General features: G+C 61.6%; 24 protein-coding genes. 13 read left to right on the top strand and 11 right to left on the bottom strand.

The features are described 5' to 3' along the window. Entirely contained in the window at positions 1–924 is a 924-nt protein-coding gene (locus E2A64_RS07740; protein ID WP_158285714.1) for a LysR family transcriptional regulator, read from the bottom strand. A gap of 140 nt (positions 925–1,064) precedes the next feature. On the opposite strand from E2A64_RS07740, the gene E2A64_RS07735 reads away from it, so the two are divergent. Beyond that, positions 1,065–1,757: a hemerythrin domain-containing protein gene (locus E2A64_RS07735; protein ID WP_133283803.1), complete on the top strand. Its 693-nt coding sequence runs from the start codon at positions 1,065–1,067 to the stop codon at positions 1,755–1,757. A gap of 374 nt (positions 1,758–2,131) precedes the next feature. Further along, positions 2,132–2,515, top strand: coding sequence for a heme-copper oxidase family protein (locus E2A64_RS07730; RefSeq protein ID WP_133283802.1), 384 nt, complete (start codon positions 2,132–2,134; stop codon positions 2,513–2,515). A gap of 6 nt (positions 2,516–2,521) precedes the next feature. Here E2A64_RS07730 and E2A64_RS07725 read toward each other — a convergent pair whose 3' ends face one another. After that, the gene (locus tag E2A64_RS07725; protein WP_133283801.1) at positions 2,522–3,130 is read right to left on the bottom strand and encodes a riboflavin synthase; all 609 of its coding nucleotides are present in this window, start codon (positions 3,128–3,130) and stop codon (positions 2,522–2,524) included. 2 nt (positions 3,131–3,132) lie between these two features. Beyond that, positions 3,133–4,239 carry a bifunctional diaminohydroxyphosphoribosylaminopyrimidine deaminase/5-amino-6-(5-phosphoribosylamino)uracil reductase RibD gene (ribD, locus tag E2A64_RS07720; RefSeq protein ID WP_133283800.1) on the bottom strand — a complete coding sequence of 369 codons (1,107 nt, stop codon included), beginning with the start codon at positions 4,237–4,239 and terminating at the stop codon, positions 3,133–3,135. 169 nt (positions 4,240–4,408) lie between these two features. Here ribD and E2A64_RS07715 point away from each other — a divergent pair, with 169 nt between their 5' ends. Further along, positions 4,409–4,732 carry a hypothetical protein gene (locus tag E2A64_RS07715; RefSeq protein ID WP_133283799.1) on the top strand — a complete coding sequence of 108 codons (324 nt, stop codon included), beginning with the start codon at positions 4,409–4,411 and terminating at the stop codon, positions 4,730–4,732. Between the two features lie 40 nt (positions 4,733–4,772). Here E2A64_RS07715 and nrdR read toward each other — a convergent pair whose 3' ends face one another. Both nrdR and glyA read right to left on the bottom strand, forming a co-directional pair. Then, positions 4,773–5,261 (bottom strand): transcriptional regulator NrdR, encoded by a 489-nt coding sequence (gene nrdR / locus E2A64_RS07710; RefSeq protein WP_133283798.1) that lies wholly within the window; start codon positions 5,259–5,261, stop codon positions 4,773–4,775. A gap of 3 nt (positions 5,262–5,264) precedes the next feature. Continuing rightward, on the bottom strand, positions 5,265–6,551 hold the full coding sequence (glyA, locus tag E2A64_RS07705; protein ID WP_133283797.1) for a serine hydroxymethyltransferase: 1,287 nt from the start codon (positions 6,549–6,551) through the stop codon (positions 5,265–5,267). 249 nt (positions 6,552–6,800) lie between these two features. Between glyA and E2A64_RS07700 the strand changes: the two genes are divergently transcribed. From E2A64_RS07700 to E2A64_RS07690, 3 genes are all read left to right on the top strand, one after another. After that, positions 6,801–7,496: an Ntn hydrolase family protein gene (locus E2A64_RS07700; protein WP_133283796.1), complete on the top strand. Its 696-nt coding sequence runs from the start codon at positions 6,801–6,803 to the stop codon at positions 7,494–7,496. Between the two features lie 369 nt (positions 7,497–7,865). Further along, positions 7,866–8,747 carry an SMODS domain-containing nucleotidyltransferase gene (locus E2A64_RS07695; RefSeq protein WP_133283795.1) on the top strand — a complete coding sequence of 294 codons (882 nt, stop codon included), beginning with the start codon at positions 7,866–7,868 and terminating at the stop codon, positions 8,745–8,747. After that, positions 8,725–9,330 carry an SLATT domain-containing protein gene (locus tag E2A64_RS07690; protein ID WP_206662423.1) on the top strand — a complete coding sequence of 202 codons (606 nt, stop codon included), beginning with the start codon at positions 8,725–8,727 and terminating at the stop codon, positions 9,328–9,330. Before E2A64_RS07695 ends, E2A64_RS07690 begins: the two co-directional genes overlap by 23 nt. A 7-nt stretch (positions 9,331–9,337) precedes the next feature. Here the strand turns inward: E2A64_RS07690 and E2A64_RS07685 are convergent, their stop codons facing one another. From E2A64_RS07685 to E2A64_RS07675, 3 genes are all read right to left on the bottom strand, one after another. Next, entirely contained in the window at positions 9,338–10,225 is an 888-nt protein-coding gene (locus tag E2A64_RS07685) for a DUF7946 domain-containing protein (RefSeq protein ID WP_133283794.1), read from the bottom strand. 391 nt (positions 10,226–10,616) lie between these two features. Beyond that, positions 10,617–11,288 (bottom strand): outer membrane protein, encoded by a 672-nt coding sequence (locus E2A64_RS07680; protein WP_133283793.1) that lies wholly within the window; start codon positions 11,286–11,288, stop codon positions 10,617–10,619. A gap of 337 nt (positions 11,289–11,625) precedes the next feature. Continuing rightward, complete coding sequence (locus E2A64_RS07675) at positions 11,626–13,152, bottom strand: catalase (RefSeq protein WP_133283792.1); 1,527 nt, start codon at positions 13,150–13,152, stop codon at positions 11,626–11,628. Between the two features lie 311 nt (positions 13,153–13,463). Between E2A64_RS07675 and E2A64_RS07670 the strand changes: the two genes are divergently transcribed. The 4 genes from E2A64_RS07670 (at position 13,464) to E2A64_RS07655 (ending at position 18,079) form a co-directional block, all read left to right on the top strand. Next, positions 13,464–14,486, top strand: a complete 1,023-nt coding sequence (locus tag E2A64_RS07670; protein ID WP_133283791.1) for a heme-binding protein — start codon at positions 13,464–13,466, stop codon at positions 14,484–14,486. Positions 14,487–14,554: 68 nt separating this feature from the next. Beyond that, a complete protein-coding gene (locus E2A64_RS07665; RefSeq protein ID WP_133283790.1) occupies positions 14,555–16,402 on the top strand; it encodes a caspase family protein in 1,848 nt (615 codons plus the stop codon). A gap of 22 nt (positions 16,403–16,424) precedes the next feature. After that, positions 16,425–17,096: a hypothetical protein gene (locus E2A64_RS07660; RefSeq protein ID WP_133283789.1), complete on the top strand. Its 672-nt coding sequence runs from the start codon at positions 16,425–16,427 to the stop codon at positions 17,094–17,096. Beyond that, a complete protein-coding gene (locus E2A64_RS07655) occupies positions 17,093–18,079 on the top strand; it encodes a hypothetical protein (RefSeq protein ID WP_133283788.1) in 987 nt (328 codons plus the stop codon). The genes E2A64_RS07660 and E2A64_RS07655 overlap by 4 nt, the downstream gene beginning before the upstream one ends. Positions 18,080–18,162: 83 nt before the next feature. On the opposite strand, the gene E2A64_RS07650 is transcribed toward E2A64_RS07655, so the two are convergent. From E2A64_RS07650 to E2A64_RS07640, 3 genes are all read right to left on the bottom strand, one after another. Continuing rightward, positions 18,163–19,464: a L,D-transpeptidase family protein gene (locus E2A64_RS07650; protein ID WP_133283787.1), complete on the bottom strand. Its 1,302-nt coding sequence runs from the start codon at positions 19,462–19,464 to the stop codon at positions 18,163–18,165. A gap of 384 nt (positions 19,465–19,848) precedes the next feature. Next, positions 19,849–20,361, bottom strand: coding sequence for a transcriptional regulator LdtR (gene ldtR, locus E2A64_RS07645; RefSeq protein ID WP_133284306.1), 513 nt, complete (start codon positions 20,359–20,361; stop codon positions 19,849–19,851). A 145-nt stretch (positions 20,362–20,506) separates the two neighbouring features. Further along, complete coding sequence (locus E2A64_RS07640; protein WP_133283786.1) at positions 20,507–20,944, bottom strand: DUF6163 family protein; 438 nt, start codon at positions 20,942–20,944, stop codon at positions 20,507–20,509. A 197-nt stretch (positions 20,945–21,141) separates the two neighbouring features. Between E2A64_RS07640 and E2A64_RS07635 the strand changes: the two genes are divergently transcribed. The 3 genes from E2A64_RS07635 to E2A64_RS07625 all read left to right on the top strand — a co-directional run bounded on the left by E2A64_RS07635 (position 21,142) and on the right by E2A64_RS07625 (position 23,554). After that, positions 21,142–21,873 (top strand): helix-turn-helix transcriptional regulator, encoded by a 732-nt coding sequence (locus tag E2A64_RS07635; protein ID WP_133283785.1) that lies wholly within the window; start codon positions 21,142–21,144, stop codon positions 21,871–21,873. An 83-nt stretch (positions 21,874–21,956) separates the two neighbouring features. After that, complete coding sequence (hemB, locus tag E2A64_RS07630; RefSeq protein WP_133283784.1) at positions 21,957–22,997, top strand: porphobilinogen synthase; 1,041 nt, start codon at positions 21,957–21,959, stop codon at positions 22,995–22,997. An 86-nt stretch (positions 22,998–23,083) separates the two neighbouring features. Next, complete coding sequence (locus tag E2A64_RS07625; RefSeq protein WP_244598176.1) at positions 23,084–23,554, top strand: RDD family protein; 471 nt, start codon at positions 23,084–23,086, stop codon at positions 23,552–23,554. The last annotated feature ends 11 nt before the right edge of the window (positions 23,555–23,565 follow it).

Raw genomic sequence — 23,565 nt, 5'->3', positions numbered from 1 at the left:
TCAATCGACCTGACGAACGCCCCATTTGCGGCGTGTGCTGTCGTTGAGCTCGATCAGGAAATCCTCGAAAACCCTGAGCTTGCGCGGCTTGAACCGGTGTCGCGGCTGGACGATGCGCATTGTCGCGGAGGACGGCCGGAAGGTTTCGAGAACCGGCGTCAGCTGGCCGTCCCGGATCGGGTGGTAAACCAGATAGCTCGCCAGTTGCATGATGCCGAGCCCCTTGATCGCGGCGGCCACCGCCATCTCGTTGGATTCGAAGCAGACCCTGCCCTCGACATGGACGGTCATCTCTCCCTCGGGCACACGGAAGCGCCAGGGCAGCTTCTCGTAGGTCAAGCTCGATATGAAGGGCAGGCACTGGTGCGAACCGAGATCGGCGGGGGTGGCGGGTATGCCTGCCCGCGCGAGGTAGGCGGGCGCGGCGACAGTCGTGAAAGGAATGTTTCCGATCACCCGGCAGGAAATATCGAGATCCGGCAACTCGCCGAGGACAATGGCGGCATCGATCCCGTCGCCAACGAAGTCGGGCACCCCGTTGCGCGACAGCATCTCCAGTTCGACATCCGGATAGGCTTCGAGGAACCGGGGCAGCGCCGGCGCGACCACCAGACGGGCAAGGCCGGCGGGGATCTGCACCCTGAGACGGCCGCGCGGACGCCGCTCGGCGGAGCCGACGTCATCCTCCAGCGCATGGAGTTCGTCGAGGAGGTGAATTGCCCGGTCAAGATAGGCGCGACCGTCGTCGGTCAAACGCAGATTCCGGGTCGTGCGCTCGATCAGCCGCACGCCCAGGCGACGCTCGAGCTGCGCGACGACGGCGCTTGCGGCCCCGCGCGCCAGACCGAGATCAGCGCTGGCGGCCGAGAAACTGCCGCGTTCGGCCACACGCCGGAAGATGGACATTGCACGAAACTGATCCATGGCCCGCTCCCGCACCTGTCGGCCCATTGTCGCATTATTTCGGACAGTGTTTCAGTTCTGGCATGGTTTTTCCCGTTTGGAAAGCTGTCTAGAAGCCCGCCCCATAGCGCCGCCGGAGAGAGCGGTCATGGAGAGAGATCATGAAACACGAGACTGCCGTGCCGGCTCATGTCGAGCCGAAGGATGACCTTTATTATGCCATTCACAAGGCGCTGCGCCTTGGCAATGCCCGGATGCTGATCGCCCTGGGGCAGACCGATCCCGAGAGCCCCTCCTCAGTCGCCGGAACGCTCACCATGCTGAGGGAGCATCTGAAGGCCTGCGAAAAGCACCTCGAGCACGAGAACGACTTCGTGCATTCCGCGCTGGAAAGCCGCCTGCCCGGCGGCTCGTCTCACGCCGACGAGGACCACGAGGCCCATGAACGCAGCTTCGCCGAGATCCGCGAGATGATCGGCGCGATCGAGGCGGCAACGAGCGGGCGGTCGCTGCTGTGGCGCAAGCTGTATCAGCGCTTCGCGCTGTTCTTCGCCGAAGACCTCGAGCACATGCACGAGGAGGAAACCCAGGTCATGCCGCTGATCGCGGCGCATTTCTCGCCCGAGGAAACGAAGGCGATCGAGGGGCGCATCATCGCCTCCATTCCGCCGGCAGACATGGTGGAAGGAATGCGCCTGATGATGCAGGCGGCCTCGCAACCGGAGCGACAGGACATGGTGCGCGGCCTGCAGGCCGGCATGCCCGGAGAGGTTTTCGACGGCTTCATGTCCGCCATCACCCGCGGAACCTGGCGGCTGGGCGATTTCGACAGTCTGGAGCGCGGATTATGCTGAAAGGCGTGATGCTAACCCTTGAACGCTGCGCGGTGGCAACGGGCTGGACACGCCCCGGACGCCCGCGCCCCTGCGGCCGCTCCAGCTGCGCCGATTGCCCGATGCGAAAGCACAGCCTCCGTCCGGACTGAGGCCCCGTCACACCGCTCCGGCCCGTCCGGAGCGGCAGGCCGGTGGTGATTGAAACGCCCCTCCATCACACCGGCCACATATCACAGGCTTGCGCGCGCCCCATCGGGCCCGTGCACTCGCCACAATAGCCGGATCGCCCGGATCATCCGCGGCGGTCCGGCTGCGACCTGTAAAAACCCTCATCTTCAATCCGCGAGCCTTTGGCGTATGATCGCCGAGGGACAACATACCGGAGTACGACCATGCGAGGCATATCCTACTGGTTTTATCTCGTGGCGGCCCTGTCCGTCACTTTCGGCATGATCTGGGGGATCGTCATGGCGATCAGCCAGGACCACACCCTCTCGCCCGCCCATGCCCACCTCAACCTGGTGGGTTGGGTGACGATGGGCCTCTTCGGCATCTACTATCACCTAGTTCCGGAATCGGGCGCCACACGTCTCGCGAAGATCCACTTCGTGGTGGCGACGGCGGGTCTGGTTCTGCTGGCGCCCGGCATCGCAATCGCCCTTCTCTATGATTTCGAAGGACTGGCGGCGATCGGATCGCTCGTCACGCTCGCCTCGATGCTGATCTTTCTCTGGACCGTCATTCGCGACGGGCGGGGACGCAAGCTGGCCTTCTGAGACGCCTCAGCGCGGAAATTCGGCGAGCCGGGCCGCATATCGGGCCATCGTGTCGATCTCGAGATTGACGCGGTCGCCCGTCTTGCGCTCGCCCCATGTCGTCACCTCGAGCGAGTGGCGGATCAAGAGAACGTCGAAGCGGTTGCCGTCGACCGTGTTGACGGTAAGCGAGGTGCCGTCGAGCGCCACAGAACCTTTCGGCGCGATAAAGCGGGCGAATTCCGCGGGCGCCTCCAGCGTGAAGCGCCGGGCCTCGCCCTCATCCTCGATCTTCACGATCTCCGCCGTGCCGTCGACATGGCCGGACACCAGATGTCCGCCGAGTTCGTCGCCCATCTTCAGGGCGCGTTCGAGATTGATCGGCATGCCTTCCGACCAGCTGCCGGCGGTCGTCAGGCGCAGCGCCTCTTCCCAGGCCTCGACCTCGAACCACTTGCCGTTGTCCCCCTCGCCCGGCAGTGCCGTCACCGTCAGGCAGACACCGGAACAGGCGATGGACGCGCCGATATCTATGCCCGCCGGTTCGTAGACCGTATCGATGCGCAGACGCACGCCCTGATCGAGTTTCGTGGCGGAGGCGATGCGCCCCACATCCGAGACAATTCCGGTGAACATGTTCAGCCAAGCCTTTCGAATTCGTCGAAGCGATCCTCGCCGAAAAAGTCGGTACGCCGGCGGACGAAGCCGGCCGGGACCGTTTCGGCGGTGACGGGAGCTGCGACACCCTCGCCCGCGACAGTTTTCGTGGATGTATAGATTTGCAGGCGGTCGACAAGCCCTTCTGCGAGGAAGGCGCCGGCAACGGCGGCGCCGCCTTCCACCATCACCGTCGAAAGCCCGCGCTGGGCCACATCCTCGAGAAGCTCGGGAAGCGCGATGCGGTTGTTGATCACGTCGGCCGCGATGAATTCGGCGCCGGCTTCGGCGAGCGCCATACGCGCCGGATCGTCGGGCGGAGCGGATGTGGCGATCCAGAGGGGAGCCTGGCCGATGTTCCGCACGAGCTTCGACGCGACCGGCAGCCTGAGGTTTTCATCGAGGACGAGGCGGATCGGCGAGCGCTCCTCGAGCCCGGCGAGGCGCACCGTCAATTCGGGATCGTCGGCAACTGCCGTGGCGGAACCGACGAGGATGACGTCCGAGCGCGCGCGGGTGACATGTACCTGGCGGCGGGCCAGCGGACCGGTGAGCGCGACCTGCCCTTTCCCCTTGAGGCCGATCATGCCGTTCGCCGAAACCGCAAGTTTGAGAGTCACATGCGCGCGGTTGCTGATGCGTCGAGTCAGGTAGCCGGCAAGGCCCGCGGCGGCCTCGTCGGCGAGCACATGCTCCTCGACCTCGATTCCGGCGGAACGCAATATCGCGTACCCTTTGCCCGACACCCGCGGATCCGGATCCGCCGCGGCGCCGACGACGCGGGCGATACCGGCGGTGACCAGCGTGTCGGCACAGGGCGGGGTGCGGCCGTGATGGGCGCAGGGTTCGAGGGTGACATAGGCAGTGGCGCCGCGCGCAAGCTCTCCGGCCTGGGCCAGCGCCTGCGGCTCGGCATGGGGCCTGCCGCCGACCGCGGTGACGCCCGAGCCGACGATCACCGGACCGTCTGCGGTTTCGCGCACGATGAGTGTCGCGACGGAAGGATTGGAACCGGTGCGCCCCTCATGCAGCCGGGCAAGCCGGATGGCGGCAGCCATGAAGCGACGGTCGCGCGCAGTGTCGGTCATCTCTCATTCCCCGATCGGTACCGGAGATCGGGGATGAAAACCACGAACCCGGGCATGTGCGCGCTTCCTAACAGATCGTCACAGGGCTTGACCAGAGCACGCGCGCGCCCCGATTGACAGGCGCTTTAAACGCGTGCAAGCGTCCGCCAAACGCAACGGATATTTCCCCATGCTCAAAAGACTGTTTCTCGCCGCAACCCTTGGCGCCCTCGCCGCGCCGGTTCTCGTTTCCCCCGCCGCAGCCGATACCAGCTGCCGCCAGGCGCTCGGGGAATACAAGAGCAAGTACGAGCCGTTCCTGAGCGAATTCTACAACATGAACGACAAGGCGGCGCAGTGCGCGCTGGTCGATCAGCGCCGGCGCGAGATCAGGAATTTCGGCACCAAGCTGAAAAGCGCCTGCACCGGCACGTCGACCGACCAGGTGCAGAGTGCGCGTGACGATATCGAGACATTCGCGCTGACCGCGCTGAACATCTGCGGCCCGCAATAGGAGCGGATTTCGGTCGTCGGAAGAGCCCAGCCCTCCCCGCTCAGTCCTCGCTGAGCGGGACGATGGTGTCGCCGGCAATCTGCGCCTGGAGTTCGGCGATGGTGCGCTCGAAATCCTCGGGTCCGGAAAAGTCCCGATAGACCGAGGCGTAGCGCACGAAGCCGACATCATCGAGCGCCTTCAGGGCCTCGAGCACCAGAAGGCCGATCGCATCGGTCGCCACTTCCGTTTCACCCGAGCTTTCCAGACGCCGGACGATGCCCGAGACCGCGCGGTCGATGCGGTCGCGATCGACGGGACGCTTCCGCAAGGCGATCTCGAAGGAGCGCTGCAGCTTCTCGCGGTCGAAGGGCACGCGGCGTCCGGTCTTCTTCAATACGACCAGATCGCGCAACTGCACCCGCTCGAAGGTGGTGAAGCGGCCGCCGCAGCTCGGACAGACACGGCGGCGGCGGATCGCGGCGCCGTCTTCCGCGGGCCGCGAATCCTTCACCTGGCTATCTTCCGAACTGCAATAGGGACAGCGCATCAATCAGCCCATATACGGGTAGAGCGGGAAGCGGTCGGTGAGCGAGATCACCTTGGCCTTGACGGCCGCTTCCACGGCCTGGTTGCCCTCGTCGGAATTGGCGGCCTTGAGGCCGTCGAGCACTTCCGAGATCAGGTTGCCGATTTCGCGGAATTCCGCCTCGCCGAAGCCACGCGTGGTGCCGGCAGGCGTGCCGAGACGCACGCCCGAGGTCACGAAGGGCTTTTCCGGGTCGAAGGGAATGCCGTTCTTGTTGCAGGTGATGTTGGCGCGGCCGAGAGCGGCCTCGGCGCGCTTGCCGGTGGCGTTCTTGGGGCGCAGGTCGACGAGCATCAAATGGTTGTCGGTGCCGCCCGAGACGATGTCGAGGCCGGTGTCCTTGAGCGCCTGAGCCAGAGCCTTGGCATTGGCCACGACATTGGCCGCATAGGTCTTGAATTCGGGCTCGAGCGCTTCCTTGAAGGCCACCGCCTTGGCGGCGATGACGTGCATGAGCGGGCCGCCCTGCAGGCCGGGGAAGACGGCCGAGTTGATCTTCTTGGCGATCGCCTCGTCATTGGTCAGGATCATGCCGCCGCGCGGCCCGCGCAGCGACTTGTGGGTGGTGGTGGTGCAGACATGGGCGTGCGGCACCGGCGAGGGATGGACGCCACCGGCCACGAGACCGGCGATATGGGCCATGTCGACCATCAGATAGGCGCCGATGGAATCGGCGATCTCGCGGAAGCGCTTCCAGTCCCACACGCGCGAATAGGCGGTACCGCCGGCGATGATGAGCTTGGGCTTGTGCTCCTCGGCTTGTCTCTGGATCTCGTCCATGTCGAGACGGTGATCGTCCTCGCGCACGCCGTAGGAGACGACGTTGAACCACTTGCCCGACATGTTGACGGGCGAACCGTGGGTCAGGTGGCCGCCGGAATTGAGATCGAGACCCATGAAGGTGTCGCCGGGCTGCAGCAGCGCCAGGAACACCGCCTGGTTCATCTGCGAACCAGAATTCGGCTGGACATTGGCGAAGTCGCAGCCGAACAGCTTCTTGGCGCGTTCGATGGCGAGCGTCTCGGCCACGTCGACGAATTCGCAGCCGCCATAATAGCGCTTGCCCGGATAGCCTTCCGCATACTTGTTGGTCATGATCGAGCCCTGCGCTTCCAGAACGGCGCGGGAGACGATGTTTTCCGACGCGATCAGCTCGATCTCGTGGCGCTGGCGGCCGAGTTCGTCGGTGATGGCGCCGAAGATCTCGGGATCGGATTCGGCAAGCGGGCGGGTGAAGAAGGCTTCAGTCATCGGGCCTCTACCTCGTGCGTGAGTGGGTGAAGCAAACGCCAGCGGACCGAGTTCAGCCCGCCGGCTGGAATGCGTGGCTGTTTAAACCCCTCGCATGGCGAGAGCAAGACGGACGCGCCTGAATGCGGCGGATGTCAACGGTTTTAGGACGCTTTCGCCGCCTGCCGCGCCGCGCTTTCGCCGCTTGGAACGCAACCATGTCGTCGCGCGACCATTCCCCTTTCGGACAAACCGCGAGAGGAGCATCAAATGACAGTCGTGCTGGCCACCGTGTGCAGGGATGGAGTGGTGCTGGGATCGGACTCCCAGATCACCGACAAGGGACGCGGCATGACCTACCCGGCCGAAAAGCTCCATCCGCTCGGCGACAGGGCCGCATGGGGCGGCAGCGGCGCGCGCTCGGTGCTCTACGACGTCGAGCGGCTGTTCAACGACAACAGCGCCACGATCCTCGATGCGCCCGATATCGGCCGGGCGATCCAGGAACAGGTGCTGCCGATCATGCGCCACCACTACGACACCTTCATCCCCGACGTGCCGGGCGAGGAAGGCGGCGGCACGCCGTCGGCCTATGTGATGGCGGCGGGCTGGCGGAACGACGCCCCGTGGATCATCGAGATCACGCCTTCCGGCATGATCGGCCATTACGGCGATCTCGGCTTCCACGCCATCGGCAGCGGCGCGCCGATGGCGCAGCAGGCGGGCTCGCTGCTTTCGCATTTCCACCTCACCGAACGCTCCACCCGCTTCGGCTGCGCCGCGGTGCTGCGCGTGCTCAAGGCCCTCGACCTCACCTCGCCCACCGTCGGCGAACCCTTCAGCCTGTGCCGGATCGACAAGGATGGCGCGCATCACCTGAGCGAGAAGGAAATCGAGACGGTGAACAAGGACGTGAAGAAATGGCAGGACGCCGAGCAGCGGGTGATCGGGGAAGTCTTTGATTAGGGGGGGGGGGAATCCCGTCCGCAAGCGTGATGTCATCTGAATTGCAGAACGGATGATCATGCGGAGCGTATCGGTCGCAAATTGGCGCGAGTTGGGAAGTGTCGATTTGGGTATACCCCTACGGACAACATCCCATACCCCCGCCTTATGACTGCCCTTCTCACAAGTCACTGGATGTGGAAGATCACACACTCTGCTGATTAAGACGCGACACCCTCGACCGGCTCCACCCCACGGGGGAAACGGCTGCACAACGCAGATTAAATGCCCCCTCGTAAAAATCCGCTGGATTTCTCGTTCCTGAAGTGTTCTGCAATTGCAATCCGTCCTACGTCTTCCTAAGTTCATGCAACTAAATCGAGGGGCACCATGGGCGTTGCTGAGGAATTCATTCAATTCAAGAATGGCTACAATATCGATAAAGAGCTTATCTCCTCTATTTCCTATCGGTATCAGCGCATAACGGGGCAGTTGAACAAGGATTTTCGATCATCTGACAGCAAGACTTCAAACAGCCTTTATGTCGGATCATACGGGCGAGACACATCGGCACGCGGTATCAGCGATTTGGATATGGCCTACCTTCTTCCGGCTAGCGTCTATTGGCAATACAATGCTTACAGCACCAACGGACAGTCAGCACTGCTTCAGGCGGTTAAGAAGTCCATTCAAAATACCTACAAGACATCAGACAGTTTTGGCGATGGACAGGTTGTGGTTGTAAATTTCACCGATGGCGTGACCTTTGAAGTCCTGCCGGTGTTCGATAACACGCAAGGCACATGGACCTACCCAAATGCCAATAACGGAGGGAGCTGGCTGACCTGCAATCCACGTGCAGAGATTGAGGCGCTGCACACACGTAACCTAGCCAGCAATCGCAATTTGAAGCACCTCTGCCGAATGATGCGGGTCTGGCGCGATCACAACAAGGTTCCCATATCCGGCGCTCTGATAGACACCCTCGCATATCAATTCATCGAAAATTGGGAGCACCGGGACAAGTCTTTCCTGTATCATGATTACATGGCGAGAGACTTTCTTGGATACCTCGCGGCACAAGACACAAACAAAACCTATTGGCGCATGCCGGGAAGCGGTTCTTATGTTTGGAAGAAGGGAAATTTCCAAGCCAAGGCCAGAGTTGATTGCACAATTGCGTTCGCAGCTTGCACCCTTCTGAAGGAATACGAGGGTGCGCAGCGTCGTGCTAAATGGAGGTCGGTATTTGGCGCAACATTCCCAAATTGAACCGGAACGTTACGCTCTCGAAAGTCAAATTCGGGAATGCTACGGTCGCTGTGCCTATACACATAAGACACATGAAAAAATGGCGGAACGGCTTCACTCTCGGCATAAGGCGGGGAAGTGGGCCAACATAATTCTTTCGTCTTTAATCACAGGCGGGGCAGTCAGCGCGATTTTTGACAAAGGCTCGACATGGGAGGGGTATGCCATCTACGCCACCGTTGTTCTATCCGTTCTTAGCCTGATCTTTAATGCCTACCTAAAGGACCTCGACCCTGGAGCCCTTGCCCAGCGACACCGTGAAGCGGGCTCGGATATATGGAATGTACGAGAAGCGTACCTAAGCCTGATTGCGGACATCACAGCGCAGAATTCTGACCTGCAAGCGTTGCGCCAACGCAGAGACAATTTACAGGCTGCTTTACATAAGATTTATCATGCCGCTCCGCATACAGACGGCAAAGCTTATGGCAAGGCGCAAGATGCGTTGAAGAACAATGAGGACCTAACCTTTTCTGAACATGAGATCGACGCGATGCTTCCAAACAGCCTTCGTCGTACACCTCAATCCATTGACCGACCGTGACGGGCTGCTAGGGATTAGCGGAGGGCACAACGCGAGTAATCAGGAGGCGTTTTAATCGTCCTGTGCTGCTTTCAAAACGGAAAGCTACAAAACGTACTTCGCCGTCTGCACCAAACCTATCGCGAGCATTTCTCTGCAAGCTTTGGGTAACCGCCTGCACACTTTGGAAATCACGGCAGCCTTCGGCGAGATCGAAAGGAATAGGGCGATGTTCGTTCGAAACGAATATGCGCCCTTTAAATGTATTTATGTTATAGCTGCTAACTCGACCCGTATTTTCAATTGGTCTCTCAACCTGCATTGTTAAATTCACGTAATCAAATGTATCCAAATCAATTTCAGCTATATTGGTAACTGCTCGTTTGTAGGTAGACTTTATAACGGCATTCTCAGCCGTCTTTGATGCGTAGATAGGTCTGTGCATTTCCTTGACAGAACTCTCGCATTTCTCAATAAGAGCGTCCATTTGAGACTGGGTAATCGTAGGTGCTATCGGCTTGCGCTGCCTTTGAACCTCTTCATACTGTTCGCCCAGAGTTTTGTCGAAGTCGACATGAAAACCCAGCGTCTCGTTGACCACATAATCATAGGCCGATGTTACGAGATTGCCCAAAACAGTATCTCTAGGAGCAGTGCCGAGCTGGTGAGCTCCCGCCATAATCATTCCAACAGTAGTGACGACCTTCCAGCTTCCTTGTTCGGGAGATTTTATCAGTATTCTTGCGCCCTTAAGGGAGGGCGCTTGTGTGATTATCTCGCCATTCAATACAAGATGCGTCGTTAATGCCAATGATCGCTGGAAGCCGGTCAAGGCATCAGCCGCATCGTAGAAATCCAACTGATTGTTGTCAGCCTCATTGCCTTCAAACGCTAGCGAAAATTTGACGTTTATCATCCGACCCCTTGCACCCTGTTCGGCATACACCCCTAGATTGATTTCGCATCCTATCGCTGAGACGTTATCTGGACAAGCGACATACCCATAAGTCGCGTTCATGTTGCAAGCGCGCGCCGCATGTGCGACGCAGAGACAAACAAGGGGGACATAGTGTCCCCCTATCCATCCCTGAAAGCCCAGTTTCTAAGGCTTTAAACGAACGGTGGCCTCTCCCTCCAGACCCACCACGACCAGAAGCTGGCCGTGTTCGTTTGCGTTCCGACATGCCGGGCGCAGCCGGTCTGCGCCCCAGCCCTATGCCCCCCCCCAATCGCCCTTCCCCCCCCTTCCAGGCAACAAAAAAGGCGCCCGAAGGCGCCTTTTCCGGAAGTGTTGAACCTGAAACGGATCAGAACTTGACGCCGAGACCGGCCTTGATCGTGTGCTGGGACAGTTCGGTGTCGATGTCGACGTCGCCGAAGGTCAGGATCTCGCTGTCGAACTCGTTGTAACGATAGTCCACGCGGGCGAAGATCCTGTCGTTGATCGCATAGTCGACGCCTGCACCGATGGTGTAGCCGTTGAAGACGGCGTCGTCACGGAACACGTCGCCGCCATCGGCGATTTCGGCCTCGGCCTGAGCGGCCGTCCAGCCTGCTGCGACATAGAACAGCGTGCGGTCGAAGGCATAACCGAGGCGGCCGCGGACGGCGCCCTGCAGGTTCATCTCGGCCGTGGCATCGCCCAGTTCCGTCTCGAAGTCGTCTTCGTTCCAGTGGTATTCGATGTCGCCCTCGACGCCGATCACGACATTGTTGTCGAACTGGTAATTGTAACCGGCAAACGCACCGAACACGGCGCCTTCGAAGTCGTTGCTCTCGACATCACCGTTGTCGACATCGGTAAAATCGCCGCTGGTAAATCCAAAACCGCCCTGGACACCGAGATATCCGCCCGCCCAGGAAAATGCGACGGGGGTTTCGACTGCCACGGGTGCCTCGGGGATATCGAGGATGGCGTCGGCGGCGAAGCTCGGGCCGGCGAGAAGCAGGGCGGTGGTTGCGAGGAGAATGCTCTTCATGGTCGGTTCCTGATTTGGAGGCGTTGTCGTTGCGGAACATTTCAGAGAATGCTCCTTAACCGACTGCTTATTAATGTGCTCCTCAAAGATCAACGTGCAACCGCGAATTCGGCGTCAGGCCTGCCACACGTCATGGCCGCAGTGTGACTATCCGGCAACATGAGCGGCAGCCACAGGAGGGCCCGGCCATGCGACGGCGGCTTTCCTGCCGGGCGCGGGAAGCGCGCCGCGACCGGTTTCGGCGACATGCTCCGCGCCCTCCCCGTCCACACGAAAAGGCCCCGGGTCCGAACCGTCTCCCGGGGCCTTCTCCGATCCGGAATTCGCTTCTTGCACCCTATTCGGCGGCGGCCTTCCCGATGCTCTCGGCGGATGCCATGCCGGGCGCGCCGGAGGTGCCGCCGAGTTTTTCGCGGACGCCCTTTTCCACGTTCCTGCCGGTTTCCTCGTCGATATTGCGCCAGTATTCGAAGGCGCGGAGGAGAATCCTCTCGCTGACACCGTCTGCGAGGTGGCCGACGATATTGTCGACGAGGCGCTTGCGGGCGGCTTCGTCCATCACCTCGCGAATCAGCGCGCGGGCCTGGCTGAAATCGTCGTCGTCCTTACGCGGCGTATAGGCCTGGCGCACCATGTCGCCGTCGGCATGCCAGAGCCCTGCCTCATGGGGATCGGGCCGGGCAGCGGGGCCGCCATAGCTGTTGGGCGCATAGACCGGATCGGAGACATTCTCGACCCGCATCGCGCCGTCCTTGGAGTAGCTGTTGACCGGGCTCTGCGGCTTGTTGACCGGGATCTGCTTGTAGTTGACGCCGAGCCGGGCACGGTGCGCATCCGCATAGGAAAAGCCGCGCGCCAGAAGCATCTTGTCGGGGCTCAGTCCGACGCCCGGCACCATATTGTTGGGCTCGAAGGCCGCCTGCTCGATCTGGGTGTGGAAATCGGTCGGGTTGCGGTCGAGCACCAGCCTGCCCACCTCGATCAGCGGATAATCGGCATGCGGCCAGACCTTGGTGAGGTCAAAGGGGTTGATGCGGTAGGTCTTCGCATCCTCATAGGGCATGATCTGCCATTTGAGCGTCCAGCTCGGATGGTCGCCCCCGGCAATCGCATCGAACAGGTCGCGGCGGTGATAGTCGCCGTCCGAGCCAGCCAGCCTGTCGGCCTCGTCCTGGCTCAGATAGGCGTTGCCGTCGCCCTGGTCGGTGTGGAAGTGGAACTTCACCCAGAATTTCTCGCCATCCGCGTTGACGAGCGAATAGGTGTGGCTCGAATAGCCGTTCATCTCGCGCCAGCTCCTGGGGATGCCGCGGTCGCCCATCAGATAGGTCACCTGGTGGGCGCTTTCGGGCGAGAGCGTCCAGAAATCCCACTGCATGTCGTGGTCGCGCAGGTCGTTGTCGGCGCGGCGCTTCTGCGAGCGGATGAACTGCTGGAACTTGATCGGATCGCGGATGAAGAAGATCGGCGTGTTGTTGCCGACCATGTCGAAATTGCCCTCCTCGGTGTACATCTTGACCGAGAAGCCGCGCGGGTCGCGCCAGGTGTCGGGGCTGCCGCGCTCGCCGGCCACCGTCGAGAACCGCACCAGCGCATCGACCTTCGCGCCCGGCTGGAACACGCTCGCCCTGGTGTAGCGGCTCACATCCGCCGTCACCTCGAAATGGCCGAAGGCGCCGCCGCCCTTGGCGTGCGGCTGGCGCTCGGGAATGCGCTCGCGGTTGAAATTCGCCATCTGCTCGAGAAGGTAGTGGTCGTTCAGAACGATCGGCCCGTCGGGACCGACCGTGAGCGAATGTTCCTCGCTCTGCACGCGGATGCCCGCATCATTGGTGGTGTGTGGAACCCGTTTGTCGTCGCTCATCTCTTCGCCCTCTTGCGCGTTTGAAACCTCTCACTCAACGGCCCCGGAAGACGAAGGTTCCTTGCCGTTCCGGGCGAAGTTCCGCGGGCCGGCAGCTCCTCGCGCCATGCACCCCTCACCCGCCATATTGACAGCAAATACAATTCAAGAGAGAATTTCGCCGCGGCGCGCAACCCACCCATTTCCGCGCTGCAAGCAGCAGTATCCGACCGGCGATTTCGATATCGGCCGGCGCATCAATGCCGGAACCCGGTCAGGCTCTGTGGAGGGCCCGCCCGGAGCGGTTCAGTGCACCCTCGAAAGGAGCTGTCATGCCGATCCAGACCGATTTCAAGTTCGAGCAGAAGCATTCCCGATCCGCCAGACTGCCCAGGACGGCGCGGCAGGCAGCACCCGGCGAGAGCCAGGATTTCCTTGGCCTCCTGCGCGATCTCTGCGGCGAAGCGCCGGCCGGAAATGCCCAACGCACATGGAAGGGCAAGGGCTTCAACATGATCTGGCGGCCCAACAATCCGGTCGTCACGCCCGATTTCGGCGATCAGCGGCACTTCCTGCAATTGAACATGACCGACGAAACACTGGCCTTCACCGATATCAGCGGTCCCACGGGGATCGCCAACCGGGCCCTGCTGCAGGAGGACATCTTTCTCGGCGGCGTGGCCTATCTGCAGACCATCAACGACAGTTTCGACAATTCCGGCCAGCATTTCGAACCCGGCGTCTTCAACAACGTGCCCGCCACCAGCGACCCGGAGGTGCCGGCCTCGATCGTGCGCATGGGCTCGATCCCCCACGGCACGACGATCAACATGCAGGGCCGATCGTTCACCACCGAACAACCGCGCATCGACCCCACGTCGATCGTCCCCTTCCCCATCGGCGGGGTCGATGACGGCGCGACCGGTCTGATCAACTTCCCCGAGCAGGATCTGTCTGTCGAGATGAACTCGCGAACCGATCTGGCGCGGGTCGCCGAACTCGACCAGGCGCATCTGAACGATCCGAACCAGTTCCTCCGCGATGCGCTGCAAGGACAGACGATCACCGAGACCATCGTCCTGACATTCTCGACGGATTCGACGCTGCCCGATGCGGTGCCCGATATCGGCGGCGGCGCGTCCAATATCGCCTTCCTGGTCGGCAGGAGCGAGCCGAACTCCGACATGCCGCGCGCGACGAGCATCTTCTGGATCGAAAAGGGGACGGACCGGGACGGCAAGCCGCTGTTGCAGCTTCAATACACCCAGCGCGTGCTGCTCGATTTCGGCGGGCTGAGCTGGCCGCATGTGACGGTCGCCACACTCCGTATGGTCGAGACACCGTCAGACTACTAGGGCGCAAATGGGGCAACGGTCGCTCCTGTCCGGGGCGATCGCGTTGAAAGGGGGACGTGGAAGACGGCATGAGCGAGACACTCAAGATCATGTGCGTGCACGGGCTGGGCGACCAGCGCCGCAGCGGCTGGGAAGCCAAATGGAAGGATGCGATCGAGACGGTCATCGGCGCCGATGCCGGCGTCACCCCGGAGTTCCGCTTCGTCAATTATGACGATATATTCGCCGATACCGACATCAGCTTCTTCGAAACGATGGAGGCGTTCTGGAAACTGGCGGGTTCGGGGCTCGGGGCCCGCCGCCGACGCGGGCTGATTTCCAAGATCAGCGACCGGCTGCGCTGGACGGCCGGCTATGTCGTCGCCTGGGTCGCCGATGACGGCTTCCAGGAGGAGACCCGCAAGCTCATCCTCGACGAGATTCGGGACTTCGCGCCCGACGTCGTCCTCGCCCATTCCCTCGGCTCGCTGATCACCTACAACGCCTTTTCGCACAAGGACGCCGGGGAGAAGAAAGCGGCAAGCGCCCTCAAGAACGCGCATTATGTCACCTTCGGCTCGCAGATCGGCAATCCCTTCGTCCTCGGCAATCTCACGCATGGCCGCGTCGCGAAACTCGACGTCCGGCACTGGCACCATCTCTTCAACGAACATGACGACATCTTCACCGCGCCGCTCGTGGTGCCGGGCGCGGTGAACTTCAGCCAGCACCTGACGTCTTTCGATCTCGCCGGCTTCGGCGACCATGACGCCGTGTCCTATATCGGCCACAACGTGACACGGAGCTCCTTCTGGGCGCCGCTTATCGACGGCATCGCACAAGCTGCGCAGTCGGGCCGGTCACGCGGGCGGGCGCGCGGCATCGCCGATCCGTGGAGCCGGGCGGTCAACGCCAAGGACCGGCCGGAGAGAAAACGCGCCCTTCTCATCGGCATCGACGACTACCCCAACGATTCCCAGAAGCTCGAGGGGTGCGTCAACGACGTCTATTCCATGAGCGCCACGCTGCAGGATTGCGGCTTCGAGCCGGAGGAGATCCGTATCTGCCTCAATGATCGCGCCACGACCGAGGGGATCCTGTCGCGCTTCGAATGGCTGGTGGAGGATGCACGGGGCGGCGACAAGCTGGTGTTCTATTATTCCGGGCACGGGGCACGGGTGCCGGAATACGGGGCACGCGAGGAACCCGATCACATGACGGAAATCCTCGTTCCCCACGATTGCGATTTCTCGCCGGAACGCTCGATCTCGGACGAGCAGATCTTCGAACTCTACTCGCAGCTTCCCTACGACACGCAAATGCTGATGTTTTTCGACTGCTGTCATTCCGGCAGCATGCATCGGCAGGGGGTCAACAAGGCGCGCGGCGCGGCACCGCCCGACGACATTCGCCACCGCGCGCTCAAATGGAACAGCAAAGTGCAGATGTGGGAGGAGCGCAGTTTCACCGAACTCAATCGCAGCTTTTCCAGCAGGAAGACAGACCGCGCGAAGTTCTTCGGCGACAACCGGTCGACGGTGCGGATCGGCCGCGCGCCGATGCTGCGACAGGCGAAAGAGACCGATTACAAGAAGGCCAAGGCCGAGAGCGACGGCCCGGTCGGCCCCTATCTGCCGCTCATCATCGAGGCTTGTGACGAACAGGAATTCAGCTGGGAGTATCGCCACGGCGCCACGAGCTATGGCGCCTTCACCTTCTGCCTGACCTCGATCCTGAGGGAAGAAAAGAACATCACCTACGAGGAACTGGTGTCGCTGGCCGCCAGGCGGCTTAAGGAACTGGGCTATGAACAGACGCCCAAGATATTGGGGCCGAGCACTCATCTCACCGCGAAGATTCCCTTCAAGACAGGCCAGGCGTCCCGCCGGCGCGTGACGGATCTTCCCGGCTCTTCGACGCCGCGGACTTCGGGATGACCGGGGAATGAAGGAGCCTTTCTTGAACAATCAGCAGCCTCAATTGGCCGATCCGGCCGGAAGACAAGCTTCACCTCCGCAGAAAGACATCCCGCATCCACCCGAAAGCGGCAAGGGGACGGGCCTGAGCCGCCGCCGGAAGCTTGGTGTCGCCATCATCGCCCTCGTCTTCCTGATGATTGCGACCGTCTTCGCGATGAGCCTGGCGGGGCTCGTGTTCACGGACAGCTATGTGTCCGACCCGAATGAGGCCGATCCTGAACTTCTCCTGCCCTGGCGCATCACGACCACCCTTGTCGAACTGGGGGCTCGGACCAATGTCATTTTCGCGGGCTTCATCGCGATCATCGTCACCGGAACGGCCTGGGTGACGGAGGTCTTCCGCAAACCATGGCAATTCTGGCTGATAGTCTTGTCTTGCCTGCTTGGTCTCACGAGCGCCTTTTACCTGATGGTCGAACTCGGCCCCAGGGAGATTGCCCAGCTGAAATTCTATGGCGACCTGTTTGACGGCACGGGAGGCGATCGGGAGCGGCTTCAGCAGACAACGGATGCCTTCAGCGCCTTCGAAATCGGCCTGATCTTGCTTTTCTCGTCCTTTCTGACCTCCAGCCTCGGCATTCGCGCGGCGCCGGACGACGGCAAATTACGGGAACTGTTGAAGAAATATCTTGGAGAGGGAGGCGCTCAATGAAGTGGCATGCCATGGCATTCTTTCTGGCGGGAGCAATTCTATGCAGGGATCCGGCGGTCGCGCAGAGCGTGACCAACAATGTTCCCATCGTCATCGACTGGGCTGACGCGATTGCACCTACGAGCATCTCATTCGATCTGCCGGACGGCGAACAACCCTTCGTTTCAGGCGACAAGCTGTATCGCGGGCAAAGAAGCGGCAGCGGTCCCTGGCTCCAGCACTTCATCTCGCTGCATTATCCAGGCTTTTCCCTGCCGCTTGAACTGCGAACATGGCATGAATCGACCGCGTTGAGATTGAGCGGCCAATTGTGGCAGGTCGGCTGCGACAAGGACGATTTTCGGCGCATCCAGCGTGTCGGAATGAGTTCGAGCTATCGTGAGATCGTCGGGGCCATCATCGCGGCCCGTTACATCTTCAGGATGTCCGACAGTGCCTGTCCTGCGGATGAAACGAGAAAGATGGGCCAGGTCTACTTCAATCTGAGCTGCAACTTCGCGAAGAAGGTGGATTTCTTCGTTCTCTCCGACGATGCCAAGGACGCATATCGCAAGAGCCGCCCGGACGGCGGCAACGAGGCCGAGGCATGCGCGGTTCAGTCGCAAGGCGTGGCGCTCAGGGAATTGAACGAGGCCCACAAGGCCGCGACAGAAAATCACGACTGGGCGCTTGCCGACAAATACACGAATGAACTTCGCGGCCTGCTCGAGGACGAGCAATGGTCTCAAGCCTTCGCAGTGGTCGGCGTGGATCGCACGTCGATCGATGCGCTTGCATTCAAGCGGACCTATGGGCGAACGCTGGAGGCGAGCCAGACGGGCGATTATGCAAAGGCCCTCTCGCTCAACCGGAAACTGCAAGCGGCCTTCGCCATCGAAGACAATCAAGCGGCGTTCAGGGCAGTGAAAATCGACGGCACGCTGCTTGAGACCGATGCGAGATTTTTCGAGGCTCGAATTGCGGCTGACACTTCCTGGAATTAGGCTACCGGGCTATCGAAACTCAGCCCAACAAAAAGCCCCGGTCTCCCGGGGCTTTGCATTTCTCAATCCGCATTGAAGCCGATTTACTGCACACCTTCCTCGGTGGCGTAGTTGGTCTGCATGGCGAGTTCGTCGACACCGTCGCGTTCGTAGATATCGTCGCGGAACTGGACGACACCGTCTTCGGACGCCCAGGCGGTGATATAGACGAAATAGACCGGCACCGGATCGACGAGCGAGATCGGTGTGTTGTTTCCGGTCTGAATGGTCTGCTCGATCTGCTGGCGGCTCCAGCCCGGCGTGTCGCGAAGCAGCCAGGTGGAAAGGTCGCGCACGTTCTGCACGCGCACGCAGCCCGAGGATTCGAAGCGCATCAGCTGCCCGAAGAGCGACTGCTGCGGCGTGTCGTGCATGTAGACCGCATGGGGGTTCGGGAAGTTGATCTTGGTCGACGCCATGGCGTTGATCTTGCCGGGATCCTGACGGAACATCAGGTTCGGCGCCTTCTCGGCGTTCCAGTCGACGGTATCGGGCGAGACTTCATTGCCCTCCCCGTCGAACAGGCGGATCGAGTTGCGCTCCAGATAGGTCGGATCCTTGCGCATCAGCGGCATGATATCCTTCTGGATGATCGAGCGCGGCGAGGTCCAGTACGGATTCAGGATCACTTCGTTGATCTTGGAATTCAGGATCGGGGTCTGGCGGTCGATCTTGCCGACGATCGCGGTATGGCGCTGAGCTACGCGGCCATTCTCCACAGCCTCGATCTGTGCTGCCGGGATGTTGACCATCACGTAGCGGTCACCCAGGAAACCCGACATCGCGTTGAGCCGCACGAGGTTCGTCTGGAGCTGGCCGAGACGGATATTGGCCGAAACGTTGAGCGCCTTGTAGCTATAGGTCCCCAGAACGCCGTCGGCGGGCAGGCCGTGGCGGGCCTGGAAGCGCTTGACGGCGCCATCGACGTAGGAATCGAAGGAATCCGACACGCCGGCCGTGCTGTCGAGGTCACCCGAAATCATCAGCCTCTGGCGCAGGACGCGCACGTTCGGCGAAACGTTGCCGAGCTGCAGTTTCTCGTTCGCCGGCACATTCGGCCAGCCGCCGCGCGAGACGATTTCCTGATACTGGTAGATGGACCGTTCGACGTAACCGACGGTTTCCTGCGAGGTGATCGGCACCTTGGTCGCCACCTGCTTGACGGCGCGCGAGGATTTCGCGTCGAACTGGTCGTCCCAGTTGCCGCGTCGCGGCGCCTTGATGATATCCATGATGGAGGCCTGCGCCATCGCCGTGCCGCTCGCTGCCGCAAGCGCTGCCAGGCTCGTCGCGCCGCCCAGGAACATGCGACGGGGAAGTGAGCGGGGTGCGTTTGGCTTGGTCATCTGGCTATCACTACCTTTGATCTGGCTGAGGCCTTGAAGCTCTCACATGGCTTGGCGGGGTCTGGCCCGCTTTCCGCCGAGAACGGCATTCCGCGAGGAAATACCATGTTAGCGTTAACAAATATATCCGGAGCGCACGGTTTCCAGTGACGCATCGCACAATCGGCGATGCCGGACACGTCGAACCTCAAAGCCGGACGCCCCGATCCAGCTTGCTGTACCTGCGTTTCCACGGATTTGTGGCCAATTGATGGTCCCCTGCCCTGGTTGCGTCCCCATGTCGCGATTAATCGACATGATCCGCCCGGGACGCTGCTCGTGCCTCATAACGCGAAAAGGCGGGCCTGGGCCCGCCTCTATCGATTCGTCCGGTTGGGCTATCGCTCAGAGACGATAGGCGATGGTGTCGTTCCAGAAGCGGTCGAGACGCTGCATGAGCTTGTTGAGAACCTCGAACTCGTTCTCGCCGATGCCGCCGACCTTGGAGATCGAACCGACGTGACGGTCGTAGAGTGCCGAGACGGTCGCGGCGACATCCGTACCCTCATCGGTGAGCGAAATGCGGACCGAGCGGCGGTCGACACGCGAACGCTGGTGGTTGATGTAGCCCAGATCGACCAGTTTCTTGAGATTGTAGGACACGTTGGAGCCGAGATAGAAGCCGCGCGAGCGCAGTTCACCGGCGGTCAGTTCCGAATTGCCGATGTTGAAGAGCAGCAGTGCCTGTACGGCGTTGATGTCGGAACGGCCCTTGCGATCGAACTCGTCCTTGATGACATCCAGTAGGCGACGGTGCAGACGCTCGACCAGTTGGAGGGATTCGAGGTAGAGATCGCGCAGGTCGTTTTCGTCGTGCGCTGCGATTTCGCGGGGGGCCTTTGCGGCTGCCTGGTGCATGATTGCCATTGGTATTGCCTCACTGTCCTGTTTGTGGCGGCTTTTGTGCCGTCCTTGAGGCGAACCTAGCGAATGCGCATAAAATTCTACTTAAAATGCAGGCTTAACAGCTACTTACCAAAGCCGAACCGGCAATCAGGGTGAATCATTTCCTACCCTGCCTTCGATCCTGCCAGTTGCGCAGTGCCATTGCGAGACGCAGCGCGACGAAGAGCCCGACGACCAGCACGGACAGAAGAACGACGAATGGACGGGTGCCGAACAGGTTCGTCATGAAGTGGTACATCACCACCTCGCCGCCTGCCGCCAGACACCAGATGACCACGCCCCAGGCTGCGCCCAGCCACAGGCCGAGCGCGGCAATCGGGAAGAGAACCGAGAGGCAGGCGATGGCAAGCTGCCAGTGCGCCGGCAGAACGTCGAAGCGGAAACCGCCGCCCATGGTGTAGCCGGTCAGCCGCCCCCAGTAATAGAGAGCGCTCATGAGGCAGCTCAGCGCCACCACACGCATGAAGATCATATACAGCGTGTCGAGCAGACCCGACTCGATTGCCGGGCCGGTTTCGATGTCCGAGTCCACCATCACTTTTTCGGTCCCCTTGCCGGGCCAATCAACGCGATTCCAATCGGCGGCGCAAGCTGCGCGGCGGCGCCAGCCTATCATTCGTCCGGCCAGACGATGGCAGCGGCCCGCCCGGCAAGCCTTCGCTACTGTCTTTTCCTGTCAGCAGATCGATGTACACTGACAGTTCCTGTCACCATCAAGTCCTCGGTCTTTCCATGTCCCGCGCCCGCCGTCTGCTCGATCTCGTCCAGGAGCTTCGCTCCCATCGCAATCCGGTCACCGGCGCCAGGCTGGCCGAGGCTACCGGCGTCTCGCTCAGGACGCTCTATCGCGACATAGATGCCCTGAAGGCTCAGGGCGCGCCGATCGAGGGCGAGCCGGGGCTCGGTTACGTCTTGATGCCGGGCTTCATGCTGCCGCCGCTGATGTTCACCGAGGACGAGATCGAGGCGATCGTGCTCGGTTCCAAATGGGTGGCGATGCGGGCCGACGAGAACCTCGGCGACGCGGCGCGCTCCGCCCTTGTGAAGATCGCCAGCGTCCTGCCGCCGGATCTCAAGGCCAGTGTCGAGGATTCGAGCCTTCATGTGGGGCCGGGCGCGCCGGTACCTGAAGGGGTGACGCGATTGAGCGACATTCGCGATGCGATCCGGCGCGAGCGCAAGGTGGTGGTCCGCTACGAGGATCTCGCGGGGGCGGTCACCGAACGGACGATATGGCCGTTTGCGCTCACCTTCTTCGAAAAGGCACGGCTGGTGATCGGCTGGTGCGAGCTGCGTGAAGATTTTCGCAGTTTCCGCGCCGACCGCATTCTCTCCTTCACCGTCTGCGAGCGCCGTTACCTGCGCCGCCGCCAGGTCCTGATGAAGGAATGGCAGGCGCGACAGCAGGCGCGCGAGGCGGACGCCCGGTCCTGCGGGGCGATCGAGCGACGCAGGGCCGGCTGACCCCGCCGACTTACTTGACGACCGGAGCCTGCAGGTTCAAACAAACGGAAATTTTCGCAAGACTACCCCGAAAGGCCGCCGTCATGGACAAGAAGCTGATCAACGAACGGGCGCAGGCTGCCCCCGATGTCGACGGGATCACCGGCCATCGCCGCATGCGCCGCAACCGGAAAGCCGAATGGACCCGCCGGCTGGTGCGCGAGAACCACCTCTCGGTCGATGACCTGATCTGGACGATATTCCTGGCGCCCGGCAGCAATGTGCAGGAGCCGATCGATGCCATGCCCGGCGTCTACCGTCTCTCGGTCGACAAGGCGGTGGAAGCCGCAAGGCGCGCCGCCGATCTCGGCATCCCGGCGCTCGCCACCTTCGGCAATATCGAGCAGGATCTGCGCGACGAGACCGGCTCCAACATCCTGCTGGCGGGCAACCTGATCAACCAGGCCACGGCCGCGATCAAGGCAGCCGTTCCGGAGATCGGCGTCATCACCGATGTCGCCCTCGATCCGTTCACCAGCCACGGCCATGACGGCATCCTGCGGGACGGCGAGATCGTCAACGACGAGACGGTGGCGCAGATTTCGCGGGCGGCGGTCATCCAGGCCGATGCCGGTTCTGACATCATCGCGCCCTCGGACATGATGGACGGCCGGATCGGAGCGATCCGCCGTGCGCTCGACGAGGCCGGTCACCACAATGTCGGGATCATGTCCTACGCGACCAAGTTCGCTTCCGCCTATTACGGTCCCTATCGCGAGGCCATCGGCACCGCCGGGCTTCTCAAGGGCGACAAGCGCACCTATTACATCGACCCGGCCAATGCCGCGGAAGCCGTCCGCGACGCCGCGCTCGACGTCGAGGAAGGTGCCGACATGCTGATGGTCAAGCCCGGCCTGCCCTATCTCGATATCTGCCGTGCACTGAAGGATGCGTTCGGCATGCCGACCTTCGCCTATCAGGTCTCTGGCGAGTACGCGATGATCAAGGCCGCCGCCGCCAATGGCTGGATCGACGGCGAGCGGGTGATGATGGAATCGCTGCTTGCGTTCAAGCGGGCGGGCTGCGACGGCATCCTCACCTATTTCGCGCTGGAAGCCGCCGAAATTCTCAACCGCCGTGGCTGATGCGGCGATTTGAAAGGGACCGGAGCAATCACCATATCTTCTGCAGAGGGTGCGTCCCAGCACCTTGAAAAAGGAGAATGATGGCGATGAGCCAGGCAGAGACCACCTACGCCGTGACCGACATGTACGAAAATCCCGCCCTCTATGACGGGGTCAGGACACGGCGCGTGCTGGCCTTTTTCATCGACTACTCGCTCATCCTGCTTCTGTGCATCCCCGCGGCGATCGTCGTGTTCGTTCTGGGCCTGCTGACACTTGGACTGGGCTTCTTCCTCTACGGCGCCCTCTTCTTCCTGGTGGCCATCCCCTATATCGGCCTGTCGCTCGGCGGTCGCGGCCAGGCCACGCCCGGCATGCGGATGACGGGAATTCGGCTCGAGCGCCTCGACGGCGGGCGGATCGACTTCCTGTTCGCGCTGGTCCACAGCGTCCTGTTCTGGGCAGCCAACGCCATCCTCACGCCGCTCATCCTGCTGGCAACGCTGTTCCTGGACCGAAAGCAGACCGTCCATGACCGCCTGCTGGGCACGGTCGTGGTTCGCACCGACATTTCCTGATCCCGGACTGA

Origin of the sequence: Pseudohoeflea suaedae (assembly GCF_004354915.1) — a bacterium.
Taxonomy (GTDB): Bacteria; Pseudomonadota; Alphaproteobacteria; order Rhizobiales; family Rhizobiaceae; genus Pseudohoeflea; species Pseudohoeflea suaedae.
Note: the sequence above shows the minus strand (reverse complement) of the source record. Positions and strands in the feature narration are given on the sequence as shown.